The sequence below is a fragment of the Psychromonas antarctica genome (assembly GCF_022267535.1).
Lineage (GTDB): Bacteria > Pseudomonadota > Gammaproteobacteria > Enterobacterales > Psychromonadaceae > Psychromonas > Psychromonas antarctica.
Map to the genome: position 1 here is coordinate 26,640 of NZ_JAHNZV010000022.1, position 11,322 is coordinate 37,961.

An 11,322-nucleotide genomic window follows, 5' to 3' on the forward strand; every position below is an offset into this window, starting at 1 on the left:
GCTGTTTATTTACAAATGTCAATAACTTAATCAATCCAAATTAAACTTGCCATGCGTCCCGTATTCCCATCACGCCGATAAGAGTAGAAAAGTTCTGATTCAGTAAAAGTACAATGGTCGCTGCGGGTTATCTGTGTAATATTAAAAGGCGCTAAACGCAACATAGCTAATTGCTGCAGATCGGCTAACCAACGATCTTTATCTGCCGTAAAAGCGGATACAGCCAGTTTATCTTGCGCTATAAATTCAGCTCGAACCTCATTCCCGACTTGAAAAGCGTGCCTACCAATGCAAGGGCCTAACCACACCAACAGCTCAGTTGAATTAATCTTTAGTGAGTCACAGATCGCAACAATGGACTGTTCAATAATACCATCTGATAGACCCCGCCAGCCGGCATGTATAGCACTCACAAAAGATCCTTTTTTATCAGTGATCAACACAGGTAGGCAGTCAGCGGTCATGACGATACAGGGCTTGTTTTTTAGTGGCGTCCAAATCGCATCTGCCATAACGGAATCAGAGCTATCCGCATCAAGCTTCAACAAGTTTGTGCTGTGTGTTTGCTTTAACCAAAATAAGGGCCCCGGTAAAGCAAGAGAATCGGCCAATAAAATGCGATTTTTTAGAACAATAACGGGATCATCTTGAACATGTAAAGCGAGGTTCAATCCTTGGTAAGGATCGCGACTAGACCCGCCTAATCGAGTGGTCGAAAAGGCGTGAATATGTGCAGGCGCTGACCAATTGGGCGTTATAAACTTTAGCATTTTTCTACTGTGCGAAGAAAACAGCATCAGCACGTAATACGCGAGCTAGCTCAGCCATATCTTCTGGCACAGGTGCGTGCCATTCCATCATTTCACCCGTTATTGGGTGTTCTAAACGTAACATAGTGGCATGGAGAGCCTGGCGTTTAAAAGCCCGCAGAGTGCTAATCAAATCCTCAGATGCACCTTTAGGTGGGCGAGGACGACCACCGTAAACAGGATCGCCGGCTAACACATGGCCAATATGCGCCATATGTACTCGAATTTGGTGCGTACGGCCTGTTTCCAAACGAAGACGAAGGCGTGTATGGGCACGATATTTTTCGGCCACACGATAATGGGTTACCGCGTGCTTCCCACCTATTGTGCTAACAGCCATTTTGACACGATTGGCTTTGTCACGACCAATGGCTGCCTCTACACGACCACCAGCAGTAAAACAGCCCATTGCAATAGCATCATATTCACGTGTGATTTCGCGTGCTTGTAAACTTGCGACTAAGTGCGTTTGTGCAGGTACAGTTTTGGCTATCACCATTAAACCAGAGGTCTCTTTATCGAGACGATGAACAATGCCTGCTCGTGGTACTTCTGCAATATCAGGAAAATAATGCAATAGCGCATTTAAAATCGTACCATCAGAATTCCCTGCACCGGGATGCACGACTAAACCTGCTGGTTTATTGATAACTAAAATATCATCATCTTCATAGACGATATTTAATTTGATATCTTGCGCTTTAAATACCACTTCATCTTCTAATATGGCGTCGACATCAACTATTTGCCCTGTATAAACTTTTTCGCGCGGGCGAGGAATGACTTCGCCGTCAATTTTGACCATATCGGCCAGAATCCACTCTTTAATACGGGTGCGAGAGTAGTCAGGAAATAGCGACGCTACGGCCTGATCTAGGCGGAATCCTAACTGCTCGTCAGTAACTTCTGCACTGAGTTTTAACTGTTGACTCATATATTTGTTCTCTTTTCTCTATTTTTAACTGCGTTTTATTATCTGTAATTGGATAAATAAGCTTAATTTGATTGTTTGCACTGCGATCTTGTCACATTTTATCTTTTTTAACTTTTCTTTTTTTAGTCTATAGAAGATACTGTGCTATTTATCTGCATTGGCATTATAACACTTATGAAAAAGATCCTCAGACTATTAACGACCTCTGTTTTTATTGTTTTATTAGCGACTGGCTGCTCCTCTAAAAAAAGTGAAAAGCCAAAAGTCGAAGATAAACCACCAGTGGTACTTTATGCGGATGCAAAAATTGCATTAGCGTCAGCAAATTTTGAAAAAGCAACAGAAATATTAGAGGCATTGGATAGCCGCTACCCGTTTGGCCCGCATTCAGATCAAGTGCAATTAGATCTTATCTATGCTTATTACAAACAGGATGAAACCGCTTTAGCCTTGGCAAGTATTAACCGATTTATGCGTTTAAACCCAACCCATGAAGATCTTGATTACCTTTATTACATGCGCGGTTTAACTTATATGGCAACGGATCAGCAATTTTTCCAAAACTTATTTGGTATTGATCGTTTTAATCGTGATCCCAGTAATTCTCAACAAGCGTTTAAGGACTTTGCATTCCTTGTTAAACGCTACCCGAGCAGTCAGTATGCAGCGGATGCATTACAACGAATCGTTTTTATTAAAGATAGATTAGCACGCTATGAACTGGCTATTGGTCAATGGTATATTAAACGCGAAGCTTATATCGCTGCAATTAACCGTGGAAAAATAGTATTAAATAACTACCCAGATACCTCTGCCGTTGAAGGCGCATTAGAAATAATGGTTGAGGGTTATGAAGCGCTCGGTGTAATTCAGCCGAAAGAGAATGCAATCGCGGTATTGAAGTTAAACTTTCCCCAAAACCATCTCCTAGCGCGCTATGAGAATGACAATAAAGACCAGTAATAAGCAGACAAAATAATTTACAAAAAGAAGAGCATTGCTCTCCTTTTTGTGAATTGTAGTTTAAACCGCTTCCTCATTTTCTTCACCCGTACGAATTCGAATAACACGTTCCACAGGCATAACAAATATTTTACCGTCACCAATTTTGCCAGTTTGCGCTGTCGCTATAATCACTTCAATACAGCGCTCGACATCTTCTTTTTTTACAACCAGCTCAATTTTTACTTTAGGTAAGAAATCAACCATATACTCAGCACCTCGATATAATTCAGTGTGCCCTTTTTGACGTCCAAAACCTTTTACTTCTGACACTGTCATCCCTGTAATATCGATACCCGCAAGTGCTTCCCGAACATCATCCATTTTAAATGGTTTAATTATTGCTTCTATTTTTTTCATCATGATCTCTTTATATGGTGTTTAAGCGAATAAGAATTGCTAACTGTAATACAATTAAAGTAAATATACAGGCAGTAAATACAAAATAATATTACACTGCTATCTTCTCCTCTACCACTAGGAAGTAAATATGGCTGCTGTGCGAGGTTTCACACTTTTAGAACTTATTATCGTATTAATAATTAGTATGTTATTAATAACTATTGGTATTCCTGGATTCCAAACATTAATACAAAATAATCGTTTAAGCGCTGCCGCTATTACCATTCAAAACAAGCTCCTGTTCGCGCGCAGTCAATCTGTCAGCCTGATTAATTATATCACTGCCTGTCCGTTAGAGAACAATAGCTGTTCTAATAACTGGATAAAAGGAATAGATGTATTTATTGATAGTAATCAAAGTAAAACTTACGATAGCGGAGAAGTATTACTTCTGTCTGGAGATAGTTTTAATACTATTGACACGCTGGTTTTCCCCACATCCAGCGTCACTTTCACACCGGATGGGCAAATAACAGGAAGCTCTGCACTGTTTAGGTACTGCAGTCATGATGGTGCAATCGGCGTACAGGTTGCCTATAGCGGGCGAGCTAAAATTGTTGATGTCAATAATTGCGATTAATAAAAAACAAGATAATTCCCCTAAAACGGCGTGATCCGCTCTAACTCTCTTGCGTCTTTATTTTTAAATATTTTATCTGCTTTAACGCATTCGTAAATGCGCTCTATTGCCGATCCGCTAACACCGTCGGCAGAATAAACAATTTGCCCAATGAGCCCTTTTTCAAACTCACTCTGCGTTTTGTCCGTTGTAACAAACAGATGCACAACGTCACTCTTATTATTGAGTGTCAGATGGCATTTATAATGTATCCGCTCTGCGCTTTGCGCAAAAATGAGTGGACTGGATAAAAAAAGTGCACTCGCCACCAGTAATATTTTACGTTTCATCTATTTATCCTTATATAGCAATTGTCACTTCCAACAATTTTCATTTTTATCACCAGCAGAAGTAAATGCATCCTTAGCGAGTTCCTGAGTAATACTCAGTTTCGCACAGTCGTTATCTGCAGCCTGAGTACTGATAGCGGTTGCTGTTAAAGTAAAATCACCCGTAGCCGCTGCAGAGCTTGTCGTTACTGAGTAATAACCATTACTCGTAATAAAAGGGTTCGCAGACAGGCCTAATTCACTATTTAAATTAGTTGCATACTGGTGGTGATCCAAATAATACATCTCTTGGCGATTAGCGAGATCCATTAATGTAGATTGCGCCTCGCTGCGTTTCGATTTCAAAACGTGTTGCATATAACTAGGATAAGCAACACCCGCTAGTATGCCTACAATAGCAATGGTTATTAATAACTCAATTAAAGTAAAACCACTCTTCTTCATTCACTCTTCCTTTAAAAACCTGATTCGATGACGAGTATTTATCTGCCCTTATTTTTCTTCGAAATAACTATATATTCGACGTGGCATCATATCGGTTTGAGTATCAACAGTCCCGGTGTGGATGACCTGCTCCTCTCCTGTTTCAGCATTAATAACCGTTATTTTATCTCCCTGACCCACACCCAGTAAACGGATCACACTATTGCCATCATCATCGACACCGGCATGAATAACTAATGAGTCTGGCACCCGCGAGCCGATATCTTTTTTAGGCTCAGGCTCCCCTTTATCATTAGTAAATCGACTTTGCCCTGTATGCAAACCAACCGCATACAACCACCCTGTACCTAAATCACCGACACCACAGCCAATATTAACCGTCGAGTTAGGAACAAAGGAGGTGAAGTAGACCGTGCCCTCAAGCACCGCACCTTGCCCTAATGCTTTTTCACCTGACAATGTAAAACGATATTGCCAGCCAGATAAATTACTCATATCCGCAAAGACATTTAACACTTCTTCGCCCGTATATGAGGTTACGGGGTCACTGGTAATATCGTAGAGGTTATTGACAGTGATGGCGGCAGGTTTTTCAGGAAAACCCACTCCGCCAAACAGTGTCGGTGCGATTGTATAATCGTGTAGTAAATAGAATGCATCATCAACAGCAACACTCGAAGCCGGATGAGCACGATCCCCCGATCCAAATAAAATGCCGTCATAAGGTACTTTGTTATAAGCGAACTGCCCGCTTTCACTTTTCACCACATTATTTTCAAAGGTACGCACAATAACAGGCGCGTTAAAGAAACGCCGGTCGGTGCTCGCCGTATCCCCTCCTAGACTTGCAAACTTAATAATCGACCATTTACTCGTGTCTCCACCAGATAAATCCATTCGCCACACATTGCCCCCGGTATCACCCGCATATATGCGGTCAATGAATCCATCATCATCGCTGTCTAATATCCCTACTTGGGCTGGGATGCTATCGCGAATACAGTGCTTATCATCAACAGTACAACTTGCACCATCAACCGACCAGATTTTATCACCCGTTAGCGCATTGACAATATAGATAGCTCGTCCGCTTACATCATTACATGTTTCATCGATAGAAGGGGTACAGTTGTCTTTATTGGTATCATAACCGCCACCAAAAACTAATCCAGGCTTAACCGTTGCGACACTACCCTCCTTGTAGGAGAAAGTTCCAATGCTAGGCATTGACCACGTCTGCGCTAACTCGGTAAACCCAGCCGTAGCAGCATCTATTTTCCAAGCAAGCTTAGGCGCATCAGCATTGGTTATATCTAAAGCATAATAACTGCCACCACCACGGCGCATTCCAACAATGGCGATTATTTTCTGCACCGATCCAGACTGGTAGACCTTAATAGCAATAGGAGAGAGATCCAGACCGTATTGATGGGCACTTGAATCAGGAGCATCCCTTAAAGAAAGGCCATAAGGTAACAACTGCGCAGGAATAAATGCCCAATTCTCACTAACAGTATCCCCGTTATCGGTAAACATATGCAAGAATCCCGCATTCGTACCCACCAATAAACGTACCACTTGTTGGTCATTCTCTGTATAAGTAATGGCTAACGGTTTTGAATGCAAAGGATCTGCAAAAATATCACTACGATAATCAGTGACTTGACCATTAACATTTTGATCATCAACATCTAACCCTTTTAACCAATTCAAATAATCACTCAAATCGCTTTGATCGACATCTAACTCCAGAGAAAGCTGTGCATCAGTCGTTAAGCCATAGTAGGTTTTAAGATTTGCAGCAGTTGGCTCCAGCAACGCGCTTGCACTTATATTTGATAATATTTTACGCGTAGTGGTATCGCCCAACATTGATGCGATCCCCCCCTCGGCAACCGCATTACCATCTTGATCGCCCCCCCAATACGTTGAAGCATTGTCTTTAATATTGCCATCAGCATTTATTGCAGGCACGCCCAAACGGTCAACTAATATACCTGCTGCATTCATGGTCAGTTTTTTAATATTACCTTGCCAAACTGATTTATTGCTGGGCATAAACATAGAGTAATATACCGAATCTAGGCTCCGTGTCCTATCGAAGTTATTATTAGCTATTGCCGGAGAAGATAAGCTAGAAGAACTATTTAAAATATCTAAAATAGTCGCTTGGAAGGCTTTTTGCAATGCAGCGGAACTAGTAGCGGGGTAGTATTCACCGCCTCCACGAACAGCCGTTTCAGTCAATAATTTACCCGCATCATCAACCGCACTTTGACCAAAACCGATGGTATAGGTAGTTATATGCTGTTCACCATTGCTTGAGTCACCATCAATATCAAAGTTATTCATCCACTCTGTTAATGTCGGCATATAGCTATCTTCAATCGATCCTTTACCCGTCAGTGTAGCAACTAATGAATTTGCATCACCATCACTGGTTGGTTGTCCATCTGTCATTAAAATAACGTAAGCACGTTCCTGACAAGGTTTAAAAGGAGAAAGGTACACACCATCGGTTTCAGCGCTGCTATCACGTACTGGCATTGCAGTGGAATCATCATCGCCATAATAAACCCCTTTTCCCGCATAATAACGGTATGCTTCATACATACTTTCACAAAGCGGTGTATTACCACTGGCAATAAGGCTATTTACTTTATCAATAAGTCCTTGAGTTTCCCCTAGCGCTTCAGATTGATCTCGAGTCATCACTTTATCGACAATACGTCCACCGTTACGCGCTGGAGTACCATAATTATAGTTGAACACCGCCAAACCAAAATCGACTGAAGGAGTGCTTTTTATTAAGTTTTCAATCGCCTCTTTGGCGATAACTAAACGACTCTTATTGGTCACTCCAACCGTATTGTACCAATAGATATAATTACCTGAATACAGCGTCACCGCATCGCTACCCGAAAAAATGTTATTAACGGTAGTAATATAAGGGCCTGAACGGCCATCTTTTGGAAAACCAAGGTCATTTGTAGTGGCAGGGTTACGCGAGTCAGCATTGAGGACATCATCTTTACATTCAAATAACTCGCCGCTATTGCGATATAACGTTTTCCAGCGAGAACGGGAGCTTTTTTTATTTGGTACCCAGCGGCGCACATTACCATTGTATAATCCGGCCGAAATAAGCAAACCGACTGAAGCTTGGCAGTTATTCTTACTGGTTAAAAAATATTGATTACTATCAGTACTGGGCGTTTCACCGCCGACCCTAGTCCAGTAAATTTTATTGGCATTACTACCAGCACCATAATCATGGTTTGGATCGTATGGCTCTTGTACTACCTGCTCTGAACTTGTCATACTACCTGAAGTATCAAAAACGATAAGCACTTGCGGGCGAATCCCATTTTGCGCGCTAACATCCGCCACAAAAAGTTCGGTATCATCTGCTAAGGCAGTGGTACAAAAGACACTACATAGCACTATTAAAAATCGCTTTATTAGCATAATATTGACTCCATTTTTCCTGTTCGACAACAATATCTAGATCATCTGTTTATTGCTAATCAACAATAATCGGCTGCTCAACCCCTAGCCCCATAGAGTTGATCGCCCACCTTACTCCCGTTTGTTCTCGGCCATAAGCATGATTTAAATTAAGCTGTAAATATTTGCATTTAAAATTACTACCGCTCGCCTGCATTCTTCGCCTGCAATTTAGCTCCCCCTGCAAGTCAACGCTAGCGTTAACTTCGCCAAATAAGCTCGATGTAAAACTTGCAGAAGGCAGTGCCTCCGCAAATTTTGTCGCACTACCAGTCTGATGCAAAATATCTTGTGCTGCACCAGTTAACTTGAGATTTGACTCTCCCTGCATAACGCGCGTATCAATTATTTTCAGCCCCAAAAAACTATGGTTCATGACCAACACCCCAAGCACTAGAAGTAATGGGAGGACCAACATCGCAATAAATAGAGCCATGCCATTTTGTTTCTGTAGACTAATCATCGACTAATACCACGCTGTTTTGGAAAGTAATCACATGCGAAACTAACTGCCTTTTATAACCATCACCTGGGGCGGAAAAAGATTTAGTTCCCATTTGATAAGTATCATTATTAACATAACCAGCCGTCTGTTTTAGTGCGCGTACTAGTAAATAAACTTTAATACCAATAACACGTCCACTGTCCCAATCATTAGCAGCGACTTGCTGCGTGCCAACAAGCGCATGCATAGAACCATCTCTTTCATTAGCAATCAGTTTATCTAAAGCAAACATAAACTGCATATCTTCGATTCCTTCAACCAGAACCTCTTCTCGAACCATTTTATTTTTTTCAAGTCGCAGGCGGCGTAACCGCGGTATATCATCTTGTTTATCTAAGTAATAAACATGACGAATATATTGCCATACAGGTGCAACAGAGCCGGTTGTTAGAGCACTAGCATCGCCTAAATAGACGGTTATCCCTGTTGGTTTTATATCAAGATAGTATGAATTAGCCTTAAATGGCACCGTTTCTGCGAAGCCTCTGGCTCGCATTACCGAGATAAAGCTGCTACCAGTAATAAGCGTGGTTGCACTATCGCTATCATCAATACAACTCATTTCTAAAGAGGCCATAACAGCAGGCACAGTAGATGCCCACAGCGGTCGATATTGACCCGCGCTTGGGAATGTTCCACTTCCCGTAGCATCGAGACAATCGAAACTAGGAGCGATTGCAGCCCCATTCAAATTCCACAACTCTTTATTTTCACCGGTTGCTTGTGCGAAGAAATATGCTTGCTTTAATTCTCTGGTGATAATCTGTAATGCAAACGATGCGTTTTCTTGACGCTCCCCACTGCCCAATGCCTCCGTTGTTGCACGTTGGCTAGAAACAAAAACCGTTAATACACCAGCTGTTAAAAAAAGCGTGAGCATAATAACAATCATCCACTCTATAATTGAATAACCAAACTGGCGTTTTCTAAGTGGGGGAAATGGTGCTAGAGATGGCTTCATATCGATTTACCCACATAAGTTTTTACCATCAGCTGCCGCCGTGAAGTGTTCGCGACTCCGCACTTGGATGTTAAAGCCCCGACTGCATCCCCAGCAGCTGCATCTTTACTTTTAATGATAGAAAACCAGCTTAAAACAATGATGTGCATATTATCACTATCTACCTCAATGCAAGCATCCGCTTCTATCAATCCGGCATTACTACCCGTAGCACTAACAACATTGGCGCCAATGAATTTGTTTTTCCACTCATAGAGATCATTATTTTTAATGTCTTCCCCGCTACAATTATCAAAGACGGCCTCATTATCAACACAAGTAGGAGCGGTTAGATTGGCTTCCATCAAGCTAGAAATTGCGTAATCATTTCCAGCGGCCTGCAACCACTGCCGATTTAGCTGCATACGTTCGCTAATATCCGCAGCAAGTGAATTAGCTAATGTGCGCTGCTGAATTTCAACTCTCGACTTGATCGCGGTAGATTGCATTCCAGCCAAACCGAGTAAACCAAGTGCCAAAACAAAGCTGGTAATCATTATTTCAATTAAACTAAAGCCAGCTTTTTTCATATAAATTCCATTGATAAATAAAAAGTTTTCACCAGGACTAACAATAATTTCACTAGTTTAAAGATCTACTTAGGCGTAAGGAAAATGATCGCAAGCAAGGTGATTATTGCGGTAATTAGTTGTTCTAATTACAAAGTCAATAACAAAGCTAACAACGGTTTTAACAAGTAAGCACAAACGCATAAATAAAAAGTAGATTTAGTATAATGCCAATCCACTTAATATTCTGGTCTATTCATAGAAGTACGGCTTTAGTCGTACCTCTATTAAGCGCTTAAATCCACTTGTCCAAAAACAGACTAGTAGATTTTTCAGATTGGTACAAGTATAGCGTGCCCCATAGAATATAAATCAATAAAAGGGTAAACCGTTATAAAGAAAATAGATGAACTATGTAGAAGAGCGCTTAAACGAAAAAAAACCCACCCTTCTTTCGAAGAATGGGGGGGTTATCGTGTTCTTTATAATAAAGAGGCCGCTCGGCGATGGTCAGGGCTCGCAGAGCTCACCCGCTCGTGACACTTGCCTATCAGCAAACTCGCCCTACTATCACAGGTTTTGCATGCCACTGCGTGGCTACTCTTTATTTCCCATGTTCGAGTAGTCATCGCGTTAAGCGCTTAAACGAAAAAATCCCTGCTGACATAGTCAACAGGGATTTTCCGTATTCTTTATAATAAAGAGGGCCGATTGGCGATGGTCAGGGTTCGCAGAGCTCGTCCGCTCGTGACTCTTGCCTAGCGGCAAACTCGCCCTACTATCACATGATCTGAATGCCACTGCGTGGCTGCTCTTTATTTCCCATGCTCGAGTAGTCATCGCGTTAAGCGCTTAAACGAAAAAATCCCTGCTGACTTAGTCAACAGGGATTATTCGTTTATTAGGTGTCTAGCAATGACCTACTCTCACATGGGGAGACCCCACACTACCATCGGCGCAGCTGCGTTTCACTTCTGAGTTCGGAATGGATTCAGGTGGGACCACAGCGCTATGTTTACTAGACGAAAAAGTTAATTAGAAAAGCTGTTTTGTTGTTCTTGTTTTATCAGGCAATAATAATTTTTTGTAAAATATGGGTCGCAAGCATATTTTTGTTTGTCTTGGTTACGTGTAGCGCTACTTAGGTGCCTCTCACAAATAAAAAAAAACGTTTATTTGTTGCCGGACACCTAAATGTCGTTGCTACGCAACACCATTTAGGTGTTGTATGGTTAAGCCTCACGGGTAATTAGTACAAGTTAGCTCAATACATTACTGCACTTACACACCTTGCCTATCAA

At 41.6% G+C, this 11,322-nt stretch carries 11 protein-coding genes and 1 rRNA gene; 2 read left to right on the plus strand and 10 right to left on the minus strand.

All coding sequences use genetic code 11. From position 1 onward, the window contains the following. Positions 1-26 precede the first annotated feature (26 nt). Positions 27-770, minus strand: coding sequence for a peptidoglycan editing factor PgeF (pgeF, locus tag KSO91_RS07700; RefSeq protein WP_238742376.1), 744 nt, complete (start codon positions 768-770; stop codon positions 27-29). A 4-nt stretch (positions 771-774) separates the two neighbouring features. Continuing rightward, a complete protein-coding gene (gene rluD / locus KSO91_RS07705; protein WP_238742377.1) occupies positions 775-1,743 on the minus strand; it encodes a 23S rRNA pseudouridine(1911/1915/1917) synthase RluD in 969 nt (322 codons plus the stop codon). A gap of 174 nt (positions 1,744-1,917) precedes the next feature. Here rluD and KSO91_RS07710 point away from each other — a divergent pair, with 174 nt between their 5' ends. After that, complete coding sequence (locus KSO91_RS07710; protein WP_238742378.1) at positions 1,918-2,706, plus strand: outer membrane protein assembly factor BamD; 789 nt, start codon at positions 1,918-1,920, stop codon at positions 2,704-2,706. A 60-nt stretch (positions 2,707-2,766) separates the two neighbouring features. On the opposite strand, the gene KSO91_RS07715 is transcribed toward KSO91_RS07710, so the two are convergent. Then, positions 2,767-3,105: a P-II family nitrogen regulator gene (locus tag KSO91_RS07715; protein WP_238742387.1), complete on the minus strand. Its 339-nt coding sequence runs from the start codon at positions 3,103-3,105 to the stop codon at positions 2,767-2,769. Between the two features lie 130 nt (positions 3,106-3,235). On the opposite strand from KSO91_RS07715, the gene KSO91_RS07720 reads away from it, so the two are divergent. Beyond that, a complete protein-coding gene (locus KSO91_RS07720) occupies positions 3,236-3,727 on the plus strand; it encodes a GspH/FimT family pseudopilin (RefSeq protein WP_238742379.1) in 492 nt (163 codons plus the stop codon). 20 nt (positions 3,728-3,747) lie between these two features. Here the strand turns inward: KSO91_RS07720 and KSO91_RS07725 are convergent, their stop codons facing one another. From KSO91_RS07725 to rrf, 7 genes are all read right to left on the minus strand, one after another. Beyond that, positions 3,748-4,056 (minus strand): TapY2 family type IVa secretion system protein, encoded by a 309-nt coding sequence (locus KSO91_RS07725; protein ID WP_238742380.1) that lies wholly within the window; start codon positions 4,054-4,056, stop codon positions 3,748-3,750. A 24-nt stretch (positions 4,057-4,080) separates the two neighbouring features. After that, positions 4,081-4,500 (minus strand): type IV pilin protein, encoded by a 420-nt coding sequence (locus KSO91_RS07730; RefSeq protein WP_238742381.1) that lies wholly within the window; start codon positions 4,498-4,500, stop codon positions 4,081-4,083. A gap of 48 nt (positions 4,501-4,548) precedes the next feature. Further along, positions 4,549-7,968 (minus strand): pilus assembly protein, encoded by a 3,420-nt coding sequence (locus KSO91_RS07735; protein WP_238742382.1) that lies wholly within the window; start codon positions 7,966-7,968, stop codon positions 4,549-4,551. A gap of 55 nt (positions 7,969-8,023) precedes the next feature. Further along, positions 8,024-8,470 carry a hypothetical protein gene (locus KSO91_RS07740; RefSeq protein WP_238742383.1) on the minus strand — a complete coding sequence of 149 codons (447 nt, stop codon included), beginning with the start codon at positions 8,468-8,470 and terminating at the stop codon, positions 8,024-8,026. After that, the gene (locus KSO91_RS07745; RefSeq protein WP_238742384.1) at positions 8,463-9,473 is read right to left on the minus strand and encodes a PilW family protein; all 1,011 of its coding nucleotides are present in this window, start codon (positions 9,471-9,473) and stop codon (positions 8,463-8,465) included. Before KSO91_RS07745 ends, KSO91_RS07740 begins: the two co-directional genes overlap by 8 nt. Next, positions 9,470-10,042, minus strand: coding sequence for a type IV pilus modification protein PilV (gene pilV, locus KSO91_RS07750; protein ID WP_238742385.1), 573 nt, complete (start codon positions 10,040-10,042; stop codon positions 9,470-9,472). Before pilV ends, KSO91_RS07745 begins: the two co-directional genes overlap by 4 nt. A gap of 886 nt (positions 10,043-10,928) precedes the next feature. Continuing rightward, positions 10,929-11,044, minus strand: a 5S ribosomal RNA gene (gene rrf, locus KSO91_RS07755). Between the last annotated feature and the right edge of the window lie 278 nt (positions 11,045-11,322).

Coding starts and splice junctions, on each gene's coding strand:
- KSO91_RS07730 (WP_238742381.1), bottom strand. CDS start 4,500: ATGAAGAAGAGTGGTTTTACTTTAATTGAGTTATTAATAACCATTGCT.
- pgeF (WP_238742376.1), bottom strand. CDS start 770: ATGCTAAAGTTTATAACGCCCAATTGGTCAGCGCCTGCACATATTCAC.
- KSO91_RS07720 (WP_238742379.1), top strand. CDS start 3,236: ATGGCTGCTGTGCGAGGTTTCACACTTTTAGAACTTATTATCGTATTA.
- KSO91_RS07735 (WP_238742382.1), bottom strand. CDS start 7,968: ATGCTAATAAAGCGATTTTTAATAGTGCTATGTAGTGTCTTTTGTACC.
- KSO91_RS07725 (WP_238742380.1), bottom strand. CDS start 4,056: ATGAAACGTAAAATATTACTGGTGGCGAGTGCACTTTTTTTATCCAGT.
- KSO91_RS07745 (WP_238742384.1), bottom strand. CDS start 9,473: ATGAAGCCATCTCTAGCACCATTTCCCCCACTTAGAAAACGCCAGTTT.
- KSO91_RS07740 (WP_238742383.1), bottom strand. CDS start 8,470: ATGATTAGTCTACAGAAACAAAATGGCATGGCTCTATTTATTGCGATG.
- pilV (WP_238742385.1), bottom strand. CDS start 10,042: ATGAAAAAAGCTGGCTTTAGTTTAATTGAAATAATGATTACCAGCTTT.
- rluD (WP_238742377.1), bottom strand. CDS start 1,743: ATGAGTCAACAGTTAAAACTCAGTGCAGAAGTTACTGACGAGCAGTTA.
- KSO91_RS07710 (WP_238742378.1), top strand. CDS start 1,918: ATGAAAAAGATCCTCAGACTATTAACGACCTCTGTTTTTATTGTTTTA.
- KSO91_RS07715 (WP_238742387.1), bottom strand. CDS start 3,105: ATGAAAAAAATAGAAGCAATAATTAAACCATTTAAAATGGATGATGTT.